This window comes from Nocardia panacis, from assembly GCF_003598715.1.
GTDB lineage: Bacteria > Actinomycetota > Actinomycetes > Mycobacteriales > Mycobacteriaceae > Nocardia > Nocardia panacis.
In genome coordinates this window covers 733781-754451 of the sequence record NZ_QZFU01000016.1, presented here as the reverse complement: position 1 = coordinate 754451, position 20671 = coordinate 733781, and the positions used below count along the sequence as shown (strand labels likewise).

The following is a 20671-nucleotide window of genomic DNA, read 5'->3' as shown; positions in this document are numbered from 1 at the left end:
GGTCGCCCAGTTTTCGATGAGAATGGTCGTGGACAGAAGTCCGGGTTAGTGCGCCAGTGACTCCGCAAGGGGGAGAACGCGGGCCAGGCGCTCTTGCCACCAAATGGTGCGAGCCGCGTCAGGGTGACGGTATTCGGCGAGGAGTTCGGGGGTGGGTGTGGGGGCAGTGCGCGGCACGGGCAGGTAGCCGTCGACCGGGCGCAGCGAATCGGGGACGACATCGCCGGTGAGCAGCGAGAGGGTGCCCAAACCGCAGGCGAAGTCGAGTTCGGGGAGCGCGCCCGCCAGCGCGAGTTGGGCGGCGAGACCGACGCTGGTCTCCAAGGCGGAGGAGACGACGCAGGGCAGTCCCGCGGCCTCGGCGACCCGCAGCGCGCGCCGGACGCCGCCGAGCGGGGTGCATTTCAGGACGGCGATATCGGCCGCGCCCGCCACGGCGACCCGCAGCGGATCCTCGGCGCGGCGGATGGATTCGTCGGCGGCGATGCGGACCGTCACCTTGCGGCGCACGGCGGCCAACTCCTCGATGGTCCGGCAGGGTTGTTCGACGTATTCCAAACCGCCTGCGGCGCGGTCGATGCGGCGGATATGGTCGATGGCGGTAGCCACATCCCAGACAGCGTTCGCGTCCACGCGGATCCGGCCGCCGGGGCCGAGCGCGTCGCGCACCGCCGCCACCCTGGCCAGATCCTCGGCCAGCGAGTCGGGATGGTCGGCGACCTTCACCTTGGCGGTGCGGCAGCCGGACGCGGTGACGATCGCATGTGCCCGCTGTGGATCCACCGCGGGCACGGTGCAATTGACGGGTATGCGATCGCGCACCGGCGCGGGCCAGCCGACCCGCATCTGCTCCAGCGCGGTGGCCAGCCATCCGGCGGCCTCACGGTCGTTGTATTCCGGGAACGGGCAGAATTCGCCCCACCCGAGCGGTCCTTCGAGGAACATGCCCTCGCGCACGGTGATCCCGCGAAACCGGGTTCGCATCGGAATCGCGTAGACGTGGCTGGTCATCGGCTCGCTCATCGGCGCAAGCATAATCGCGCCCTGCGCTTTGGAGACGGTGGCGCCCGCTCGGCGGGCGCCACCGTCGCTCAGAGCAGCTCGTAGATGGTCGCGTTGGCCAATCCTCCGGCCTCGCACATGGTTTGGAGGCCGTAGCGGGCGCCGCGCTGCCGCATGGCGTGCACCAGCGTGGTGGCCAGCCGTGCGCCCGACGCGCCGAGCGGATGGCCGAGGGCGATCGCGCCGCCGTTGACGTTGACCCGGTCCATGTCGGCTCCCAGTTCCCGCGCCCAGGCCAGGACGACGGGCGAGAACGCCTCGTTGATTTCGACGAGGTCGATATCGGACATGCGAAGGCCCGCGCGCTGCAACACTTTTCGGGTTGCGGGTATGACTCCGGTGAGCATCATGATCGGATCGTCGCCTGCCACGGCGAAGGTGTGCAGTCGGGCCAGTGGTCGCAGCCCCAGTTGGGCGGCGCGTTCGCCCGACATGATCAGCACCGCCGCGCTGCCATCGCTGACCTGACTGGCCGTCGCGGCGGTGATCTCCCAGCCGATCTGCGGGAAGCGGGCCTGCATGGCCGGGTCGTAGTAGGCGGGCTTCAGCTTGGCGAGCGTCTCCAGTGTGCTGCCGACGCGGATGCCCTCATCGGTTTCGAGTCCGGCGATCGGGGCCAGTTCGGCGGCGAACAGGCCGTCTTTTGTGGCACGCGCGGCTTTTTCGTGGCTGCCGAGGGCGAATTCGTCCAGTTGGGCTCTGGTGAGGCCCCATTCGGCGGCGATGAGTTCGGCGCTGATCCCCTGACCGACCCAGCCCTCGGGATAGCGTTCGGCGAATCCGACGCCCGAGCCGTCCTGCGCGCCGATCATATTGGCCCCCATGGGAACCCGTCCCATGGATTCCACGCCCGCGGCGATGACGATGTCGTAGGCCCCTGCGATAACCCCCTGTGCGGCGAAGTGGATGGCCTGCTGGCTGCTGCCGCACTGGCGGTCGACGGTGGTGGCGGGCACCGATTCCGGCAGTCCCGCGGCCAGTGCCGCGCGCCGGGTCATATTCGAACCCTGCTCGCCGACCTGGGTCACGATGCCGCCGATGACATCGTCGATCTGTTCGGGATCGACGCCGCTGCGGGTCACCACCTCGCGCAGGCTGTGCGCGAGCAGGTCGACCGGATGCACCGCGTGCAGCGCGCCGTTGGGTTTGTCCCGGCCGATGGGTGTGCGCACCGCCTCGACAATCACCGCGTCTGGCATGGTGCTTCCTTTCGGATCGAGAGTCCGACTGCCCGTCTGACTCTGTATTTATATAGTCAGACTACCTACCTGGCCTTAGTTTTGGAAAGTCAGACTCGACTATGATGTGCGTCATGGCAGCAGTGATGGAGGGTCCACTCGCGGATCTGAACTCGTGGAAACCGGAGGAATGCTCGATCGCCAAGGCGCTCGAGCTGGTGGGCACGCGCTCGTCGCTGCTGATCCTGCGCGAGGCGTATTACGGCACCACCCGCTTCGACGGATTCGCCGGACGCGTCGGCATCACCGATGCCGCCGCCGCCGCGCAACTGCGCAAACTCACCGAGGCCGGACTGTTGGTCAAGAGCCCCTATCGGGAACAGGGCAAGCGGACCCGGCACGAATACGTGCTCACCCAGATGGGACGCGATCTGCTGCCGGTGGTGATGGGGTTGATGCAATGGGGCGACGCGTATCTGCAACCCGGCCCGGCCCCGCTGCAACTGGTCGAGGAGGCCACCGGCGATCCGGTGCGGGTGCAGATGCGCAGCGCGGGCGGACGCGAGGTCGCCCTGGACGATCTCGGCGTACGACTGAATCGGGATTGGGTCAAGACGCGCAAGCGATCCGAACGCTGAAGCCGGGCACACGCGCCCGGCTTCAGCTCAGTGCGGACCGGTCAGTTGAGACGCTGCCCGTCCACACCGAAGAAGTAGGTGTGCTCCGGATCGGTGGCCAACCGCACCCTGGTGCCCTTCGCCGGCGGATTGCGCCAATCCGCCCGCGCCACGATGGTCTCCCCCGCGCTGCCGGAGCCGTCGGTCACGGTGCGGCCGTAGATGTAGGCGTCGGAGCCGAGTTCCTCGACCACATCGACCTCCATCTCGATCCCCTCCGCGCCGATCTCCAAATGCTCGGGTCGCACGCCGACCTGCACCGAGCCCGAAACGGAATCGCCGACCGAGCGCGGCACCGGCAGGGCGTGCCGGCCCAGGCGCACCGCCCCGTCGCTGACCGGGAGCGTGAACATATTCATGGCGGGCGAACCCATGAAGCCCGCCACGAACGCGTTGGCCGGATTCCGGTACAGATCCCGAGGCGTGGCGCACTGCTGGAGCAGCCCGTCCTTCAGCACCGCGACCCGGTCGCCCATGGTCATGGCCTCGACCTGGTCGTGGGTGACGTAAACCGTGGTGGTGCCGAGGCGACGCTGCAACTGCGCGATCTGGGTGCGCGTCTGCACGCGCAATTTGGCGTCGAGATTCGACAGCGGCTCGTCCATCAGGAACACCTGCGGCTGACGCACGATGGCCCGACCCATCGCCACGCGCTGACGCTGACCGCCGGACAGCGCCTTGGGCTTGCGATCCAGGTACGGTTCCAGGTCGAGCAGTTTGGCCGCTTCCTGGACGCGACGGTCCTTCTCGGCCTTGGCCACCTTGGCCAGTTTCAGCGCGAAGCCCATATTCTCCGCGACCGTCATATGCGGATAGAGCGCGTAATTCTGGAACACCATGGCGATATCGCGCTCTTTGGGTTCGGCGTGGGTGACATCGTTGGCCCCGATGAGGATTCGGCCGCCATTGACATCCTCCAGGCCCGCGAGCATGCGCAGCGAGGTGGACTTCCCGCAGCCGGACGGGCCGACCAGGACCAGGAATTCGCCATCGGCGATCTCCAGATTCAGCTGATCGACGGCGGGTTTGACGGAACCGGGGTAGAGCCTGGTCGCGCCTTCGAAGGTCACAGTGGCCATGACAGATCACATCCCATTCACCGGCAGGAACGTGCCGGACGATCCGAGTACAAGGGTGTCGGCGATCCTACTCGGCGCGCCTCGCGCGCGCCCGTCGTGCGTGAAAACCGCTGTGTGAGTAGCCTCGTGATCGAGATGCGGAATCCCCGGCATGATCCGACGAAAAAAATCCGACGAAACGAGGAGTGCGCATGAGTCGTCCGGTTCGGATCGGCGTTCAGCTACAACCGCAGCACGCACCGAAGTACGGACTCCTCCGCGACGCGGTGCTGCGCGCCGAAGACGCGGGTGTCGACATCGTCTTCAACTGGGATCACTTCTACCCCCTCACCGGCGATCCGGACGGCGCGCATTTCGAATGCTGGACCATGTTGGCCGCCTTCGCCGAGCAGACCGAGCGGGTGGAGATCGGCGCACTGGTCACCGGCGGCGGCTACCGCAATCCCGACCTGCTCGCGGATATGGCGCGCACGGTGGACCACATCAGCGACGGCCGGTTGATCCTGGGCATCGGCGCGGGCTGGTTCGAGCGCGACTACACCGAGTACGGCTACGAATTCGGCACGGCGGGAAGCCGTTTGGCGCTGCTGAAGCAGTACATGGCCCGGCTCCAGTCCAGGTTGGCGCGGCTGACTCCGCAGCCGGTGCGCCAGATACCGATCCTGATCGGCGGCGCGGGCGAGAAGAAGACGCTGCGCCTGGTCGCCGAGTACGGCGATATCTGGCATGCTTTCCTCGCGCCGGAGGCGCTCGCGCACAAGAACAAGGTGCTGGCCGAGCATTGCGCGGACGTCGGCACCGACGAGCGGGATATCGAGCGGTCGTCGCAGTGGCCGGGTCTGGAGAAGGCGCGGGAGTATCTCGACGCCGGGGTCACCCTGTTCACGGTGGGGACGAGCGGTCCGGACTACGACCTGAGCACCGTGCTGGAGGCGATTCGCTGGCGCGACGAGGTCAATCCCGAGCCCGTACGCGGACTGGCCTGAAACAGCTTCGGCCGCTGGGATTTCGCGGCGCGCGGCGGCGGATTCGGATCGCGGTGATCCGAATCCCGCCCGCCCCGCTGCGCCGGGACACGCCTGCCCCGAGTCAGGGGTAGCCGCAAAATTGCAGGTCGGGCGCGGCTACGCTTGCCGGTCATGGCCCGTCTGTCCCGTTTGCGCTCGCACGCGTTTTTCGCCGTGATATTGCTGGCGGCCGGTATCGCGGCCACGGCGTGCGGCGCCACCCAGACGCGGGACCAGTGCTCGCCGCCCGGCGTGAGCGCCGCCTCCGCCGCGCCGACCAATCTGGGCGCCGCCGTGGGCGCGGGTGTGGACACCTACACCACCGCCGAGACGGCGCCGCTGTCGAATATCGACACCGCCAAGCTCGGTCTGATCACCCCCGGCAAGCTCAGCGTCGGCACGCTGTCGGACGCCCCGCCGAGCATCTGCGTCAACTCGAGCGGCAGCTACACCGGCTTCGACAATGAGCTGCTGGCCGCCATCGGCGCGAAACTCGGTCTGCGAGTGGAATTCTCCGGCACCGAATTCGCGCCGCTGCTGTCCCAGGTGGCGGGCGGACGCTTCGATGTCGGATCCTCCAACATCACCACCACCGAGGAGCGCAGGCGACTGGTCGGGTTCACCAATGGCTACGACTTCGGCTACTTCTCCCTTGTCGTGCCCAATGGCAGTGCCGTCAAAGGTTTCTCGGATCTGGGCCGGGGCACCCGGATCGCGGTCGTGCAGGGCACGGTGCAGGACGACTACGTGGTCAACCAATTGCACCTGGACCCGGTGAAGTTCCCCGACTACAACACCGCCTACGCGAACCTGAAGTCCGGACAGGTCGACGTCTGGGTCGCGCCGTCGGCGCAGGCGGAGGGTGCGATCAAACCCGGTGACGGCACCTCGATCGCCCAGAACACCTTCAGCCTGGACAACTTCGTCGGCTACGCGGTGCGCAAGAACAATCAACCGCTGATCGACGCGCTCAACAGCGGATTGGACGCGGTGATCGCGGACGGCACCTATGCTCGGCTCTACGCCGACTGGGTGCCGCGCCAACTGCCTCCGGGCTGGAAACCGGGCTCCAAGGCGGCGCCGATACCGCAGCTCCCCGATTTCGCCGCCATCGCGGCACAGCACAAAGCGGGTGAGACGCAGGCCGCCGCGCCGAAATCCACACTGGCGCAACTGAAGGACACGTTCCTCGATTGGTCGCTGTACCGCAAGGCCTTTCCCGAGCTGCTGAAGACAGGATTGCCGAACACCCTTATCCTCGCACTGGTTTCGGGCGTGATCGGCACCATACTCGGCATGCTGCTCGCCGTGGCGGGTATCTCGCGCACCCGCTGGCTGCGCTGGCCCGCGCGGATCTACACCGATATCTTCCGCGGTCTGCCCGCGGTGGTCATCATCCTGGTGATCGGGCTCGGTGTCGGTCCGGTGGTGCGCAATGTCACCGGCAACAATCCGTACTGGTTGGGTGCGCTCGCGCTGGCTTTGCTGGCCGCCGCCTACATCGGCGAGATCTTCCGTTCCGGCATCCAGTCGGTGGAGGCCGGTCAGTTGGAGGCGGCCCGCGCCATCGGGTTCGGCTACCGGCAGGCAATGACGCTGGTGGTCATCCCGCAGGGTGTGCGCCGGGTGCTGCCCGCGCTGATGAATCAGTTCATCGCGCTCATCAAGGACTCCTCGCTGATCTACTTCCTGGGTCTGTTGGCCACCCAGCGCGAACTGTTCGCGGTGGGTCGCGACCTGAACGCCCAGACCGGGAATCTGTCGCCGCTGGTCGCGGCGGGCCTGGTCTACCTGCTGCTCACCATTCCGCTCACCCACCTGGTCAACTACATCGACCGGCGGATGCGGACCGGGCCGGACCGGCCCGCCGAACCTGTCGAACAGTCCGCCGTCACGGAAGGGCGCTGAGATGAGTGCCTCGCTCACCGGAACCGATCTGCACCTGCGGCTCGGCCACAACGATGTGCTGCGCGGTATCGATATTCACGTCGCCGCCGGAAAGACCGCCACCGTCATCGGCCCGTCCGGGTCCGGGAAGTCCACGCTGCTGCGGGTGCTGAACCGACTGCACGAACCCGATCGGGGCGATGTGCTGCTCGACGGGAAATCGGTGCTCACCGAGAATCCGGATCGGTTGCGCAGGCGCATCGGTATGGTGTTCCAGCATTTCAATCTGTTCCCGCACCGCAGCGTCGCGGACAATATCGCGCTTGGACCGCGCAAATTGCGCGGACTGGACAGGGAGCAGGCCCGCGCCCTCGCGTTGGAGCAGCTCGAAGTGGTCGGTCTGCGGGACAAGGCCGACGCGCGCCCGGCGCAATTGTCCGGCGGGCAGCAGCAGCGGGTCGCCATCGCGCGGGCGCTGGCCATGCGGCCGGAGATCATGTTCTTCGACGAGGCCACCTCGGCGCTAGATCCCGAATTGGTCAAGGGTGTGCTGGCGCTGATGACGGATCTGGCGGCGGGCGGTATGTCGATGATCGTGGTGACCCACGAGATGGGTTTCGCGCGCACCGTCTCCGACAGCGTCTTCTTCATGGACGCGGGCCGCGTGGTGGAGACCGGGACCCCCGACGCCCTGTTCGACGATCCCCAGACGCCCAGGTTGCGCCGTTTCCTCTCCGACGTGCTGTGATCCTCCGCGTTCGAATCCGCGGCGAATCGAGAAAAGCAACCGCACAGCTACATGCAGCCATGCGCATCAACTAGTGTTTTGGGTATCCACTACTTGGCGAGCTGTGCGAGAAAGGGGTGCTGACCCATGACCACGGCACACGTTGAGCACACCGAACACGAACACCACCACGGCCCGGACTGCGGGCATACCGCCGTACCGCACGGCGACCACGTCGACTACGCCCACGACGGGCATCTGCACCGCGAACACGACGGCCACTACGACGAATGCGAACCCACCGGCCACGTCGAACACCCCGGCCACGATCACGTACACGGCGAGGGATGCGGACATGTCGCCGTCCAGCACGGCGACCATGTGGACTATCTGCACGACGGCCACCGGCACGCGGCCCACGAGGGGCACTACGACGACCACTGACCGTTGATCTCACACAGGCCCAGGGCCTGTGTCCTAGAGTCGGCCGGGTGATCGAACACATCGAGATTCCCACCGCGGCAGGCACCTTCGACGCGCTCGCGGCAGGTCCGGATGAGGGGCGGGAAGTGCTGCTGCTGCACGGCTTCCCGCAATCGGGCCTGGAATGGGAGTTCCAGCTCACCGCCCTCGGCGGCGGCGGATGCCGGGCGGTCGCGCCCCATCAGCGCGGCTACTCCCCCGGCGTGCGGCCCGAGCGGATGGACGACTACCGCAGCGCCGAACTCGTCGCCGACGTCGCCGCCATGGCCGACCAACTCGGTTGGCGGCGATTCGATCTCGTCGGCCACGATTGGGGCGCCGCCGTGGCGTGGGAATTCGCGGCGACGCATCCGCAGCGGGTGCGCACCCTGACCGCGGTGTCCATCCCGCATCCCACTGCCTTCCGCCGGGCACTCGACACCGATCCCGACCAGGCCCAGCGCTCCCGCTACTTTCACCTGCTGCGACAGCCGCGCGTCGCCGAGCGCGCCCTGCTCGCCGACAATGCCGCCGGACTGCGACGGATATTCGAATGGAAGATCCCGCAGGAGCGCGTCGAAGAGTATGTGACCCGGCTCGCCGAACCGGGTGCGCTCACCGCCGCACTCAACTGGTATCGCGCCATGCACCTCGCAGGCCCGATCGAAAAAGTCTCGGTGCCAACGCTTTACGTGTGGAGCACCGAGGATTCGGCGGTCGGTTCCACCGCGGCCCTCGCGGCACGGGACTATGTCACCGGGCCGTACCGGTTCGAGATGCTCGAGGATGTCTCGCATTGGATTCCGGAGCAGGCGCCCGAGGCATTGACCGGCCACCTCATGCGACACCTGCTCGACCACCGCGCCTGAGCGGCGCCGCGCGCAGACCGTCCAACACGACGCGGGTCAGATGATCGTCGACCCTGGCGCCGCAGCGGCAGAGCGCCACGTTGAGCACTCGCACCACCTCCGTCGGCGGGATGTCGGTGCGCAAGTCGCCCTCGCGCTGTGCGGCCGCCGCGATCTCGGCGATCAGCGCGTTGGCCTGTGCCTCCAGTTCGGGGAGGTCGGGGTGTGCGGGTTCGTTGGTGAGCAGCGATTTGATCAGTGCCAGCGGCAAACTCACGCAGAGTTCCACTACTCGCAGCAGCGCCTCCCAGGCCGAGGCCCGGCCGACCTGCGCGCGCGTGGCCTCGATCAGTTCTCGCAGGGTGTCGACCGCGATGTCCTCGAGCAGGGCTCGTCGGTCCGGGAAGTGTCGGTACAGCGTGCCGACGCCGACGCCCGCCACCCGTGCGATGTCCTCCATCGATACGGCCTCGCCCCGCTCGGCTGCCAGCCGCAGGGCTGCGCCGGTGATCGCCGACCGGTTGCGCCGCGCGTCCGCCCGCACTTCCACGCTCCCATCAACCGGAATCTCTGATTCAGCTTATGCTATCGTCCGGTAAGCGGAATCTAGAATTCACCTTGGAGGGGTCATGCGGATCGGCCTGTACGCCGGAGATCCATGTGATATCGAAACCCGGATCGAGCAGGTGCGTGTCGCCGCCGAACACGGGCTGAGCAGCGTGTTCTTCAATCAGGTTCTGACGTGGGACCCGCTCGTCGTCGCGGCACTCGTCGGGGCGGCAGTGCCGGGAATCGAACTGGGCACGGCCGTCGTGCCGACCTACCCACGCCACCCGATCGCGCTCGCCGCCCAGGCACTCACGGTCGCGGCGGCCACCGGAAACCGGTTCACCCTCGGCGTCGGCCCGAGTCACAAGCCGTTCATCGAAGGCGTCTACGGCATGTCCTTCGACCGGCCCGCCCGGCACACCCGCGAGTACCTGACCGCGCTGCGCACCGAATTGTCCGGTGCCGGTCACCTGCAACTGCCGAGCGTGCAGCCACCGCCGGTGCTGCTGTCCGCACTCGGCCCGGTCATGCTCCGCATCGCGGGCGAACTGGCCGACGGCACCGTCACCGTGTGGACGACACCGGCGACGATCGCCGACCATATCCGCCCGCGAATCGACGCCGTCGCGAAAGCCCCGCGCGTCGTCGCGTCGGTGATGCTGAGCGTGACGAACAGACCGGACGCCGTCCGCGCGGAAGTCGCGGCACTGCTCGGCTTCGCCTCCGATCTCGCCGGCTACCGAGCGCTGCTCGACCGCCAGGGCCAGCGCAACGTCGCGGAAACCGTTGTCGCCGGGGACGAGGAAACCGTCGCCGCCGCCATCGACGCGTACGCCACCGCGGGCGCGACCGACCTGCTGGTCAGCCTGGTCGGCGATGCCGAGGAGAAAGCGAGAACACTGGAACTGGCCGGAGAATTGTCCCGCTCGCGGCCATCACGCATACCCGCGCGGTGAGACCGCCGCTACACGGCGATGCTCGCGAAGGCCGACCACAGCAGTGGGGAATGCGCAATCGCACCCTTCTCGCGCCACGCGTTGAGCTGTTCGCGCTGCCAATCCGCCAGTGCGACAAGCGGATCATCCTGTTCGTGTGCGGAATCCACGGCGCAGACGGCATTTTGCAGCGGAACCGTATCCTCGGCGAGGCCCGCGACGCGATGGAAGGCGTGATCGGTCGGCAGCGGCCATCGAGTGGCGGTGATCAGTCGAGCGCCCGCGTCCAGGAGCGCGCCGACCAGGCCGAGTGTCTCGGTGCAGCGCAGATCGCCGCCGCTCTCGCAGGCGATCAGTGCCACCCGGCCGGGGATCGGCCAAATATCCGGTCCCGCAGAGGGTTCGGCTGCGAGTGTGTAGGTGCCCAGCAATAGGTCCTTGGCCGAGAACGGGCGGTGGGTTCTGGTCGGGGCGGCGAATCCTAGGGTGTCCGCAGTGCAGGACAGGTGCAGTTCGGAGTATTCGCTGCGACCGGATTCGGGTGGCGCGGCGGTCACATGACCGACGTAGAGCAGGCGGGCCGCGCCTTTACACAGGGCCGTGCTCAGCCAGTCGCGGTCGAGATCGGTGCGGCGGAACGCCTCCACCGGGTCGGTGATCTCCGGAATCAGGCGACCCTCTGCCGCGTAGCGTGAAATCTGCCGGGGCAGTGGTGCGTTCGTTGTCATCCGGCCGAGTACCGAGCCGAGTGCGGAATCGGCGCGGAAGCCGGGGATGCGGGGATCGAGTACCGCGACCACCGGCAGGTCGCGGGTTTGCGCCCAGGTGTCCGCTCGTCTCGAGGGATCGGCGGCAATGGCCGCGGGGGCGAGCAGGCTGATATCGGCCATGTCGATGAGCCGGGTCTCCGGATGCAGGGCGAGGAGTTCCCACGGGACCCTTGCGACGCGCGGGGCGGGCTGGATCCTGAGGTGCGGACGCCGTCCGCAGCGGTAGTGGGCGGAGATCTGCTCGGCCAGTTCTGCGTGGAGGAAGGTACGCGAAAGAGACTTGGCCAGTTGATATTCAGTTGATCGGTCGGCGAACGCGCCGCAGGTGAGCGCCTTTTCGAGACTGCCCGGCGCGCCGGGGTCGGGCAGCGCCGCATCGAGGTCGCGTAGGGCTTCGGCGACCGAGTCCTGTGGAGTCCGCCCGATTCCGCGCACCTCGCTGTCGACCCACCGCCACGAGACATACAGATCGCCCGCGTCGGCCATGCGCACCAGCACCGTTGGGGCATTCATGCCGAAATCGTCCGATCACTGCGAATGGCGCGGCCGTAGCGCTGTTCCGCCGCGGTGATGTAGGCGGCGAGGGCGATATGCCCGTCGGGCGCGATGGCCAGCCTCGGCGGTGGCGGCACCGGGAAACCCGCCCCTGCCGCGACCGCCGCCAGTGCCGATCCGAGCGGCGGTGCGCTGGACCGCGGCGGGGGCGGCTCGACCATATCCAGCGGAATGCGCAGGCTCGCCGCGTGTTCGGTCCGATCGACATGCAATGTCGTCCCCGCACAGCGGGTCGCGATGAGGTCGGTCAGCAACTCCACGTCACCGCACCGGTGCGCCAACCGAAACGCCAACCGCAGCGCCGGATCCGCGATCTCCCGATGCCACCGATCCCGTTGCCGCCCACTGGGCATGGTGTACCGCACCGCATCGATCGCCAGCGCCGCGGGCACCGCCAAATCCACCGCCGCCACCGACACCACCCGATCCCACACCCCCAACGAATCCAGCAGTGCCGCATGCCAGAAATCCAACTGCGCACAGTGCAATCCGAGCCCGAGCTCCGCGAAAGTATGCCGCGCTGCCGCGAGCAACGCGCTTGCCTCATTCAACTGAGAGGCGACCGTGCCGGGCAGGTCCTCGGCCGCGGTATTGCCTTCGCCGTCGACCTGCGAGCTCGTGGGCGAGTCGCCTTCGCGTGCGGTCCGGGCGTCTATGGACGGGGACTCCTTTCCACTTGGCGGCGGTGCGGATGCCACGTCATGGCTTGTTGCGCTGCCGGGGGCTTTGCTTTCGCTGCCGATGCGCTCGGTAAGCGCGGATGCGTCTCCGCTCGGCAATACCGCGTCGTCCGGTGGGTAGGCGGGTTCGGCGGTGAAGAGGAGGGTGGCGAGGCGGATGCGGATGTCGGCGGCGTCGAGTTTCGCACCCGTCTCCAGGAAGTAGGTGAGGGCTCGGTGGTAGAGGGCGCGGGCGCGGTGCGGATCGGCGTGGCCCTCCGCCAGGAAGCCCAGGAGTTTGAGGCCGATGCCCGCGCGGTGCCCGAAACCGGCGTGCTCGAAGTACTCCTGGCTGGGGAGCAGGTAGTCCTCGGCGTCGGAGCGGTCGGCGCGAATGCGCATGATGGCGAGATTCTGTTGGGTTTCGGCGACCGCATTGCGGTCCTCGGCCGCCTCGAAAGCGGCCAAGGCTTGAGCCGCGAAATCATCGGCCAGGTCGTGGCGGCCGGTCTCGAAGTGGATGCCCGCCATATTCATCAGCGCGTGTCCCGCCAGGTGCGGTGCGAAACACAGTGCGGCATCGAGAGATTCGGTCGACATCTGGAGCGCGGGCTCCCACTGCTGCCGATGCATGGCCACCGCGGTGAGCGAGAGCAGGCAGGCGGTGCGCAGCGTGCCCAGTTCCTCGGCGTCGGCCAGCAGGGCGCGCGCCAGCGTCAGCGCGGTATAGGCCCCATCGAGATCGCCCAGATGCTGCTGCGCCTGCGACATATTGATCAACGCGCCCGCGCGCAATTCCGTAGCGCTGTCCGGCATTTCGGCGAGCGCCGCGCGATACCGGTCGATGGCCTCGGTATGCCGCCCGAGCTCGTCGTAGACACTTGCCGCATTCACCACCGCCGCGATCCGAGCATTCCCTTCGGTGGTCGCGGCCACGAACTCGAAAATGCGCAGCGCCTCGGCGATCTCGCCCCGCCCATACGCCTGCGCACCCGCCGTCAGCAGCGCGTCCCCTTCGGATCGGTTCACCTTCAGAAATCCGAATCCGCTGCTGCTGCGGCGATCTCGGTACGCAGGTGCCCGTCTGGACGATTCTCCCGCGCCCCACGCAGTCGATCCAACGCGAACTCCCGCACCTGCTGCCGCTCTCCTGCCTCGCCCGCGCCGAATGCGGCGAGTCCGGGCACGTAAACATCCACGGTGAGACCGGATTCCGCGCCCGGTGGCGCGATGGCCGCCCCGGTCCACGCATCGCCTTCCAACATCAGTCCCGCCTCGGCCAGCCCTGTCGCCGTTCGAACGAGCGCCCGAGGTCGCAGGTGTGCGGGAACCGCACCCGTCGGTGCCGCCGCCGGAATCTCCCGCGTCGATGCGTTCTCCGATGACGATGCGACACCCGCTGTTTCGGTAGTGGCTTTCCCCGACGCCTGCGCTGTTCGATATTTCGGCTCTGGTTCCAGGCCGGTCGCGGGCATGGGGGTTGCCGTCATCCCCGGCGCCGCCACGGCGGTGACGCGTACCGTACTGAGCCCGCGCTCCCGGATGAACTCCCAGGTGACGGCCTGTTCTGCCGCATCGATCAGGCCGGGTGGGCAGCGTCGCCAGTCCCATCCAGATGTGCCGGTGGCAAGGGTGAATTCCGCTGTGTTCAGCTCGCCGGCGGCGAGTGCGTAGTCGTTCGCCCGAGCGGCGCGCACCGGCTCGACCTCCTCGACCATCGCGTCCGCACCGTCGACCAGTGCCTCGCATTCGGTTGTCAGTTCGGCGATCTCCTGCGCCAACAACCCGCCGTCGAGCGGTGTGATCGCGTCGAGAGTCGAGGCGGGCCACCAGCGTGCCGCCCAGTGCGCGTAGGCCAACCGTCGTGCCGCTGTAGCCAGGGCCGGCCGGCCTGCGTCGACCACCACTTCGATTCCGGCCCTGCCGGATTCGGCAGTCGATGCCGACCCGCCCGCTTCGAGGTCCGCGATCGTGAGCGCGACGGCCTCGCCGTAGATCGCCCACAGCCAGTCCTGGGCGAGGTCGGTATCGTCCAGGACGGCGGCCGGAATCTGTTGTCCGCTCAGGAGACTCCAGGTCAAATGTCCGCCGAATACCTCGAGGACCAAGGTGTCCAGGGGTGGCTCCGCGTCGGTGACCAATGGCGCGTCGGGTGGGGTGATGATCAGCAGACCTGCGGGGTCGCGTCGGAGGTGCGCCGTTGTCATTGTCGAATCTCCGGGGCGGTGACGCTGAGGGCTCGTTTGACTCGCATGCGGTGATCGAGGATGACCGAGCGGGCCACGCCATCCAAGAGGTTCCACAGTTCGCCTACATCCGATACCGAGTTCTCTCGGACATCGCGGCCGTGCAGGCGCACCCACAGCCTGCGCAGGTAGAGCCGCCAAGGCGCGCGCAATTCCGCTGCGATAGCCGTCAGCGGGCCGAATGGTACTGAAGGAGTGGATGTTTCGGAACCGGCAGCTAGGGCGCCACTGAATGTTTCGATATCCGGCTCGCCGGCGGAAGTCGAATCGGCACCCGCGAGTGTCTCTGTGGTTGTCGCAACGCCAGCCGAAAGACTCGCTTGCACAAGCACTTTGGTCATCTTGGCGGGCGCAGCACCGGCTACTCCGCCTGGGGCGGGCTCTCGAATCACCGTAGTGGCCAGGGAGGTATCAATGGCGAGTCGACGCGCCTGCAGGACATACCCTTCCCGCCGCCACCGGCTGTTGATCACGCGATGCGCGGCAGTTTCGCCGATACCAGGACCGGCGCTCGCCCGATCGGTACTGCCGAAAGGCGAAAGTCCCACCGCCAGAAAGACTCCCGCCGTCGCCGCGACCCGAAGCGTCTCATCGAGCAATGCCCACGGCGCGCAGCTCCGCGCGACCTCGGTGGTGACGAGGTCCGGGACGGAGGGTAGATCGGCGCGTTCGCTCGATCCCTGTAGCACAGTGAATATGCGTTCGAATATGGTGCGGTCGAAGGCGATGCCGAGGTCGGCCGTCGAAGCGGTGGCACCCACATCGGGGCGACGAGGCAGCGGATGCGCGGTGAGTCCGAGATCGCGGGCGCCGAGTGCTTCCGATTCGAGAAAATCGCTGTGCCACAGTCTAATTCCGAAATGCGTCCCGGCGTGGGCGGCCAGTAGCCCATCCAACGTCGATTCCGCCCGGCCATCCGGACAGGTGTCTAGCAGTTCGGCGAACCCGGATTCATTCTTCCGGGAAGGAATTTCGGAGCCGGGCCGCCGCCCCCACGCCACCTCCAACAATTCGGTCAGTTCTCGCGCCCGCACCGGGTCCCCCAGATACTCCCTAAGCGCCTGCGTGGTGCGTCCGGCGGAATTGTCGTGGATATCGCGCAGCGCGGCCTCGGCGACGGGCCGGTCGCGGACCGGGTCCGGCATTCCGGACTGGGTGGCGAGTTCGAAACAGCGCTGGAAATAGCGGTCCTGCGGGTTGCCCGAGGTGATGCGCAGCGCCCGACGCACCTGTTTGAGCAGGGTGAACCAGGCGGCGGTGGCGGCCAGAGCGTCGGCGGCGGCATTGAGGCGGGCGGTGAGCAGCAGTGCGCCGTCGGCGGTGAGGGTCGGACCGGCGCAGGCCGGAAACTGGACGGGACGCAGCACTAGCGGGTCGACGATGAGTTTGACGGTGCGTCGCAGGGGGCCGCCATGTGGTCCGCTGAGCGCCTCCACTCCGGTGAGTCCGCGCCATACCTCGTCGAGCACCATGGCGCGCGATCTTCGCATTCGTCCAGGTTAACGGAGTCGCAGCGGCGAAACCCGTGATCGGTAGGGGCGGGTGGGTTCCTACCGTGAGCCCAACGGCTCGATCCACGGGCCGGCACGAAGCGAGGTTCCTCATGAATACGTCGATCCGCTTGGCCGTCACCGCAGTCACCGCCTCCGCCGCCGTCGCGCTTCTCCTCACCGGGTGCAGTGACAACTCGAACAAGTCCAGTTCGAGCAGCAGCAGCGCGCAGGCAGCCACCTCCTCGGCGGCGGGTTCCTCGGCCGCGCCCGCACCTTCGGCGGGCGGAAAGTCCGCCGCATCGATCGACGGCAAGGCCCTCGAGGGCAATTTCCAGACGAACTGCGCCAAACAGGGCGGCAACCTGGCCCTGGCCCTGACCGATACCGGCAATGCCACCTACGGCAACCTCTCGGTGGGCGCGACCATCACCGGCTCGGATACCGTGCAGGCCGTCGCCATCGCGGGCAGCAAGGGCGGCGCCAACGGTCAGCCCTTGGCCCTCGGCTACGGCAATGGCGCCCCTGGCGGTTCGGCCAAGCTCAGCAAGGACGGCAACACCTACCACATCACCGGCGAAGGCATCGGCGGCATCGATGCGGCCAATCCGATGGCAGGGGTCAAGACCGAGAAATTCGATATCACCTTCGCCTGCTCCACCATTGTCGGCGGATGAGTCATGCGCTCGAGAATCCGCTGGGTGGCCGTCGCCCTGGCCGTGGTGGCGATCGGCTACTACATCTGGCACGGGCTGACCTACACCGGCGATGATCCGTTCGATATCGGTGGCGGTTGGGTCGGTCCGCAGTTGGCATTGCCGATCGTCGCGGTCACCGTGCTGCCCATGGTTTTCGCTTTCACCGGTGAAGGTCTCCTGCAGGCGCTGACGGGCCGCAATAGCGGGGAGTTCCGGCAGGCTCCGGTCGGGCTGGGCACCATCCGGTCATTTCGGCAGACCGGGCTGACGGTCAATGATCAACCGCAGGTGCGGATCGAGTTGAGTGTGGAGGGCGCGGACGGCGAGACCTTCGATGCCCACGCGAAAATGATTGTGCCGCTGACGGAAATATCGCTGCTGCAACCCGGTGTGGTGCTGCCGGTGCGCTATCGCCCCGACCACCGCGACCGGGTCGAGATCGACCTGTCCGGCGACCGCGCGGCGGCGCAGCAGGCGATGAACGCGGCCATGATCGGCAAAGGGTTCACTACCCCGGCGAAACTGGATATCGCCGCGCGCGGGGTCGCGGCGCAGGCGGTGGTGCGCGAACTGGCGGTGCCCGGCGAGATTCGCGACGGCCACACCAAGGTCGAACTCGAGCTCGCTGTAACCCGGCCGGACGGAACAATATTCGCGACGCGGGTGAATAAGTTCTTGTCGCCCACCGCGATTGGTCAGGTGCAGGTCGGTCGGATCGTTCAGGTGCGCTACCTGCCCGGTGACGAGCAGGAGGTCGTCCTCGTTCTCGCCGTCAATGCGTGAGCAAGCGAATCCGCCACATCCCTTGCGGGCGTGGCGGATTCGTTCACATATTGGCGAAGTGGAGGAAATCGCCCTGCGCCCCGCTGTAGACATTGAGATCCGTCCCGCCCTGGATGCCGGGAATGCTGCCGCGGTCGGTGGTCTGCCAGAAGGTCCAGGTCGACCAGCCGCCGGGCACCTCCGGAGTCTCATTGCCGCGGTAGTCGGCGATCCACAGCGGGTAGCGGGTGAATTCGGCGCTGTCGGCCATCGCCGTCTTCCAGAAATTGGGATAGGTGTAGATGATCGGCAGGCGACCGGTCAGCGCCCGTGCGGTATTCAGGTAGCGGTGGGTCCAGTCGATGAGCGCGGCCGGTGCGAGGCCGCCCGAATCCTCCAGATCGAGCACCGGCGGCAGATCGAGCGGGCCGTTCTGGCCGAGAACGACCGCGGCGTAGAGCGCGGCCTGCGGTTCCGGCGGCAGGCTCGGCCTGGCGAAGTGGTAGGTGCCGCGGGCGACGCCTGCCGTGCGCATGAGCAGGCTGTCGGGGATGAAGTACGGGTTGACGTAGCCGAGGCCCTCGGTGGCCTTGAGCATCGCGAAATCGTGGCCCGCGCGTTTGACCGAGAACCAGTCGATGAGTCTGCCGTCGATGTGCTGCCAGGACGACACATCCGGTCCGGTCGGGGTGGCCGCCGCGGTGGTCGCGGGGAGGATGCCGGCGAGGGCGATCAGGGACAGTACGGAAACACGACGTCGCAGGGTAATGCTCCGACCATGGGTATCCATGGGGTTCGACGATAGCCGGCTGTTGCGGCTGTGACCAGAGTTTCACACGTGGCGTTTGCGAAACGGTTGCTCAACCGAGCCAGTCCAGGACACACGCCGCCGTCCACGACTGCTGCATACTGCCGAGCGGCTCGCCGGTGAACGGTTCGTAGTACTCGGCGAAACTGCCGTCACCCGCCTGACGCAGACCCTCGGCGCGCAGCATGTAGGCGCGTTCGGCCCAACCGCGCCGGGCGAACACCCAGGAGAACAACCAACTCATCACCGGCCACACCGGGCCGCGCCAGTACTCGCGCGGACGGAAATCCTTCGACACCGGCGAGGCCGAAGGCGGCAGCGCGTAACGCAGATCCGGATGCCCGCAGTAGCGCGGACCCTCGAAAAGTCGCAACAGAGTGCGCTCGGTCTCGCGCGGCAGCCCACCGCACAGCAGCGGCGCGAAGACAGCCAGCGTCTCGGTAGTGATCCAGCGCTGCAGGCGCACATCGAAATCGCGGGCCGCTCCGGTGCGGGCCTGCGTGGTGGCGAGCACCCCCGCACGAAACCGATCCGCCCACGAATACAGTTCGCGCACCTCGGCATTCGGCTGGCGATACTCCTCGCCGATCTGAGCCAGCACCTCGCACGACAGGGCGAAGATCGCGGTCACGAAAACATCCTCGACCGCGAAACTCATCGTCGAGGCCAGTTGGAAATCGTCATAGTTGGCGCGGCGCATCTGCTCGACCAACCATAGGTAGCGGTCGTATTCGCGGTCGGTCGGCCGCTGGGTGGGATCGGTGACCACCGCGATATCGGCGCGTCGATAAGGCGGCAGCTCGCCGGGAATCACATTGGCGTAGGCGCGATCCCAGCGCGGCGAGTTGTCCATCCCGGACTCCCAACCGTGATACAGGGTGATGCGGCCCGTCTCCTTCGGGTCGCGGGCCTGCGCCAACCAGCGATGCCAGCGCAGCAGATCCGACCAGCGGCGGTTGAGGAACTCCTCGGCCACCGCGCGCGTGCTGCGACCGTGTCGGCGGGAATGATCGAGGATGCGCTGCACCGCGATGGCATGAACCGGCGGCTGAGTGATACCGGAGGTGTCGGGACCGTCGGGGGCATTCGCCGCGAGGGTGCGGCACTCCCACCGGGCCGGGCCGGGAAAGTAACCGTCCACACCGTTGGCGAAGACGATGTGCGGGATCATCCCGTTCTTCCACTGCGCCGAGAGCAGCGTGTCCAACTCCGTCACCGCCCGCTCGACGCTGAGCGGGGCCAAACCGACCGCGACGAACGCGGCATCCCAACTCCACATATGCGGATACAGTCTGGGCGCGGCACTGGTCATCGTGCCCAGGTCATTGCCGCGCAGCAGGTAGGCGGCGCGCGCCGCCAACTGCGTCGGAGTGAAACCTGGATGTGCCACCCCCCTATTCTGCGATGTCACCGGTAGGTACGCTCGCGCCCCCACAGTCGCCGAACCAATCCCCTGCACATACCCCGTCATGTAGGCGTTAATCGTCGCGGGCGTCGGCGACGCTACGTGCCCATCAGGCGTGCCTTACCGCGTGAGGGATACGGTGACCCTATGACCGCGACCTCGAAACCACGCGCCCTCATCACGGGGGCGAGCCGCGGCCTCGGCGCCGCGATAGCCCGCACCCTCCACCCCGACTACGAATTGCTGCTCGGCGCGCGCACCCCCGCCGCCCTCGCACCCGTCCTCGCCGAATTACCCACTGCCACAGGCTGGCCCGTTGAACTCACCGACTACTCGGCCGTGGCCGCCGCCACCGCGGGCATCGAACGCCTCGACGTTCTCATCCACAACGCGGGCGTCGCCGATCTGGACACCATCGCCGACTCCACCGTCGACCAGTGGCGAAAAACCCTGGAGGCCAACCTGATCGCCGTCGCCGAACTGACCCGCCTCCTCCTCCCCGCTCTCCGCACCGCGAACGGCCATGTGGTCCTGGTCAATTCAGGCGCGGGCCAACGTGCCAACCCCGGCTGGGCCTCCTACGCCGCCAGCAAATTCGGCCTGCGCGCCTTCGCCGACGCCCTCCGCCAAGAAGAACCCACCCTCCGCGTCACCTCCATCTACCCCGGCCGCACCGCCACCGACATGCAGCGCGCCGTCCACGCCCACGAATCCCGCCCCTACGACCCCACCAAATACCTTCAGCCCGAAACCGTCGCCCGAGCCATCCACCAGGCCCTGACCACACCCCCCGACGCCCACCCCACCGAAATAACCCTCCGCCCCCGCTGACCTCTGGCTGTGAACTGGATGCGGCGGGCGGACGGT

General features: G+C 67.4%; 20 protein-coding genes. 10 read left to right on the top strand and 10 right to left on the bottom strand.

Annotated features, from left to right (window positions below):
* Positions 1 to 45 precede the first annotated feature (45 nt).
* A complete protein-coding gene (locus D5S18_RS11670) occupies positions 46 to 1023 on the bottom strand; it encodes an o-succinylbenzoate synthase (protein ID WP_120039811.1) in 978 nt (325 codons plus the stop codon).
* A 68-nt stretch (positions 1024 to 1091) separates the two neighbouring features.
* The gene (locus D5S18_RS11665) at positions 1092 to 2261 is read right to left on the bottom strand and encodes a thiolase family protein (RefSeq protein ID WP_120039809.1); all 1170 of its coding nucleotides are present in this window, start codon (positions 2259 to 2261) and stop codon (positions 1092 to 1094) included.
* 101 nt (positions 2262 to 2362) lie between these two features.
* Here D5S18_RS11665 and D5S18_RS11660 point away from each other — a divergent pair, with 101 nt between their 5' ends.
* A complete protein-coding gene (locus D5S18_RS11660; protein ID WP_203236686.1) occupies positions 2363 to 2878 on the top strand; it encodes a winged helix-turn-helix transcriptional regulator in 516 nt (171 codons plus the stop codon).
* Between the two features lie 41 nt (positions 2879 to 2919).
* On the opposite strand, the gene D5S18_RS11655 is transcribed toward D5S18_RS11660, so the two are convergent.
* Positions 2920 to 3996 carry an ABC transporter ATP-binding protein gene (locus D5S18_RS11655; protein WP_120039805.1) on the bottom strand — a complete coding sequence of 359 codons (1077 nt, stop codon included), beginning with the start codon at positions 3994 to 3996 and terminating at the stop codon, positions 2920 to 2922.
* A gap of 191 nt (positions 3997 to 4187) precedes the next feature.
* On the opposite strand from D5S18_RS11655, the gene D5S18_RS11650 reads away from it, so the two are divergent.
* The 5 genes from D5S18_RS11650 (at position 4188) to D5S18_RS11630 (ending at position 8948) form a co-directional block, all read left to right on the top strand.
* Positions 4188 to 4982 carry an LLM class F420-dependent oxidoreductase gene (locus D5S18_RS11650; RefSeq protein WP_120039803.1) on the top strand — a complete coding sequence of 265 codons (795 nt, stop codon included), beginning with the start codon at positions 4188 to 4190 and terminating at the stop codon, positions 4980 to 4982.
* A 153-nt stretch (positions 4983 to 5135) separates the two neighbouring features.
* Positions 5136 to 6911, top strand: a complete 1776-nt coding sequence (locus tag D5S18_RS11645) for an ABC transporter substrate-binding protein/permease (protein WP_120039801.1) — start codon at positions 5136 to 5138, stop codon at positions 6909 to 6911.
* 1 nt (position 6912) lies between these two features.
* The gene (locus D5S18_RS11640) at positions 6913 to 7638 is read left to right on the top strand and encodes an amino acid ABC transporter ATP-binding protein (RefSeq protein ID WP_120039799.1); all 726 of its coding nucleotides are present in this window, start codon (positions 6913 to 6915) and stop codon (positions 7636 to 7638) included.
* Between the two features lie 126 nt (positions 7639 to 7764).
* Positions 7765 to 8061: a hypothetical protein gene (locus D5S18_RS11635; RefSeq protein ID WP_120039796.1), complete on the top strand. Its 297-nt coding sequence runs from the start codon at positions 7765 to 7767 to the stop codon at positions 8059 to 8061.
* 47 nt (positions 8062 to 8108) lie between these two features.
* Entirely contained in the window at positions 8109 to 8948 is an 840-nt protein-coding gene (locus tag D5S18_RS11630) for an alpha/beta fold hydrolase (protein WP_120039794.1), read from the top strand.
* On the opposite strand, the gene D5S18_RS11625 is transcribed toward D5S18_RS11630, so the two are convergent.
* Positions 8917 to 9477, bottom strand: a complete 561-nt coding sequence (locus tag D5S18_RS11625) for a TetR/AcrR family transcriptional regulator (RefSeq protein WP_203236684.1) — start codon at positions 9475 to 9477, stop codon at positions 8917 to 8919. The genes D5S18_RS11630 and D5S18_RS11625 overlap by 32 nt on opposite strands.
* A gap of 79 nt (positions 9478 to 9556) precedes the next feature.
* Between D5S18_RS11625 and D5S18_RS11620 the strand changes: the two genes are divergently transcribed.
* Positions 9557 to 10432 (top strand): TIGR03564 family F420-dependent LLM class oxidoreductase, encoded by an 876-nt coding sequence (locus tag D5S18_RS11620; protein WP_120039792.1) that lies wholly within the window; start codon positions 9557 to 9559, stop codon positions 10430 to 10432.
* An 8-nt stretch (positions 10433 to 10440) separates the two neighbouring features.
* Here D5S18_RS11620 and D5S18_RS11615 read toward each other — a convergent pair whose 3' ends face one another.
* The 4 genes from D5S18_RS11615 to D5S18_RS35640 are packed head-to-tail and all read right to left on the bottom strand — an operon-like array spanning position 10441 to position 16131.
* The gene (locus D5S18_RS11615) at positions 10441 to 11694 is read right to left on the bottom strand and encodes a CHAT domain-containing protein (RefSeq protein ID WP_120039789.1); all 1254 of its coding nucleotides are present in this window, start codon (positions 11692 to 11694) and stop codon (positions 10441 to 10443) included.
* Positions 11691 to 13424, bottom strand: coding sequence for a hypothetical protein (locus tag D5S18_RS11610; RefSeq protein WP_120039787.1), 1734 nt, complete (start codon positions 13422 to 13424; stop codon positions 11691 to 11693). Before D5S18_RS11610 ends, D5S18_RS11615 begins: the two co-directional genes overlap by 4 nt.
* A gap of 2 nt (positions 13425 to 13426) precedes the next feature.
* Complete coding sequence (locus D5S18_RS11605) at positions 13427 to 14602, bottom strand: proline dehydrogenase family protein (protein ID WP_120039785.1); 1176 nt, start codon at positions 14600 to 14602, stop codon at positions 13427 to 13429.
* The gene (locus D5S18_RS35640; RefSeq protein ID WP_239003678.1) at positions 14599 to 16131 is read right to left on the bottom strand and encodes a hypothetical protein; all 1533 of its coding nucleotides are present in this window, start codon (positions 16129 to 16131) and stop codon (positions 14599 to 14601) included. Before D5S18_RS35640 ends, D5S18_RS11605 begins: the two co-directional genes overlap by 4 nt.
* Before the next feature lie 113 nt (positions 16132 to 16244).
* On the opposite strand from D5S18_RS35640, the gene D5S18_RS11595 reads away from it, so the two are divergent.
* Positions 16245 to 16808, top strand: a complete 564-nt coding sequence (locus tag D5S18_RS11595; protein WP_120039782.1) for a lipoprotein LpqH — start codon at positions 16245 to 16247, stop codon at positions 16806 to 16808.
* A gap of 3 nt (positions 16809 to 16811) precedes the next feature.
* The gene (locus tag D5S18_RS11590; protein ID WP_120039780.1) at positions 16812 to 17612 is read left to right on the top strand and encodes a hypothetical protein; all 801 of its coding nucleotides are present in this window, start codon (positions 16812 to 16814) and stop codon (positions 17610 to 17612) included.
* A gap of 43 nt (positions 17613 to 17655) precedes the next feature.
* On the opposite strand, the gene D5S18_RS11585 is transcribed toward D5S18_RS11590, so the two are convergent.
* The gene (locus D5S18_RS11585; protein WP_120039777.1) at positions 17656 to 18381 is read right to left on the bottom strand and encodes a glycoside hydrolase family 25 protein; all 726 of its coding nucleotides are present in this window, start codon (positions 18379 to 18381) and stop codon (positions 17656 to 17658) included.
* A 70-nt stretch (positions 18382 to 18451) separates the two neighbouring features.
* Entirely contained in the window at positions 18452 to 19789 is a 1338-nt protein-coding gene (ggh, locus tag D5S18_RS11580; RefSeq protein WP_120039775.1) for a glucosylglycerate hydrolase, read from the bottom strand.
* Between the two features lie 162 nt (positions 19790 to 19951).
* On the opposite strand from ggh, the gene D5S18_RS11575 reads away from it, so the two are divergent.
* Entirely contained in the window at positions 19952 to 20635 is a 684-nt protein-coding gene (locus tag D5S18_RS11575) for an SDR family oxidoreductase (protein WP_120039773.1), read from the top strand.
* Positions 20636 to 20671: the final 36 nt, after the last annotated feature.

What these genes read in the sequence shown, in the direction of transcription:
- D5S18_RS11575 (WP_120039773.1), top strand. Translation starts at nt 19,952, where the DNA reads ATGACCGCGACCTCGAAACCACGCGCCCTCATCACGGGGGCGAGCCGC.
- D5S18_RS11650 (WP_120039803.1), top strand. Translation starts at nt 4,188, where the DNA reads ATGAGTCGTCCGGTTCGGATCGGCGTTCAGCTACAACCGCAGCACGCA.
- D5S18_RS11660 (WP_203236686.1), top strand. Translation starts at nt 2,363, where the DNA reads ATGATGTGCGTCATGGCAGCAGTGATGGAGGGTCCACTCGCGGATCTG.
- D5S18_RS11670 (WP_120039811.1), bottom strand. Translation starts at nt 1,023, where the DNA reads ATGAGCGAGCCGATGACCAGCCACGTCTACGCGATTCCGATGCGAACC.
- D5S18_RS35640 (WP_239003678.1), bottom strand. Translation starts at nt 16,131, where the DNA reads ATGCGAAGATCGCGCGCCATGGTGCTCGACGAGGTATGGCGCGGACTC.
- D5S18_RS11590 (WP_120039780.1), top strand. Translation starts at nt 16,812, where the DNA reads ATGCGCTCGAGAATCCGCTGGGTGGCCGTCGCCCTGGCCGTGGTGGCG.
- D5S18_RS11605 (WP_120039785.1), bottom strand. Translation starts at nt 14,602, where the DNA reads ATGACAACGGCGCACCTCCGACGCGACCCCGCAGGTCTGCTGATCATC.
- D5S18_RS11640 (WP_120039799.1), top strand. Translation starts at nt 6,913, where the DNA reads ATGAGTGCCTCGCTCACCGGAACCGATCTGCACCTGCGGCTCGGCCAC.
- D5S18_RS11635 (WP_120039796.1), top strand. Translation starts at nt 7,765, where the DNA reads ATGACCACGGCACACGTTGAGCACACCGAACACGAACACCACCACGGC.
- D5S18_RS11595 (WP_120039782.1), top strand. Translation starts at nt 16,245, where the DNA reads ATGAATACGTCGATCCGCTTGGCCGTCACCGCAGTCACCGCCTCCGCC.
- D5S18_RS11665 (WP_120039809.1), bottom strand. Translation starts at nt 2,261, where the DNA reads ATGCCAGACGCGGTGATTGTCGAGGCGGTGCGCACACCCATCGGCCGG.
- D5S18_RS11585 (WP_120039777.1), bottom strand. Translation starts at nt 18,381, where the DNA reads ATGGATACCCATGGTCGGAGCATTACCCTGCGACGTCGTGTTTCCGTA.
- D5S18_RS11615 (WP_120039789.1), bottom strand. Translation starts at nt 11,694, where the DNA reads ATGAATGCCCCAACGGTGCTGGTGCGCATGGCCGACGCGGGCGATCTG.
- D5S18_RS11655 (WP_120039805.1), bottom strand. Translation starts at nt 3,996, where the DNA reads ATGGCCACTGTGACCTTCGAAGGCGCGACCAGGCTCTACCCCGGTTCC.
- D5S18_RS11645 (WP_120039801.1), top strand. Translation starts at nt 5,136, where the DNA reads ATGGCCCGTCTGTCCCGTTTGCGCTCGCACGCGTTTTTCGCCGTGATA.
- D5S18_RS11620 (WP_120039792.1), top strand. Translation starts at nt 9,557, where the DNA reads ATGCGGATCGGCCTGTACGCCGGAGATCCATGTGATATCGAAACCCGG.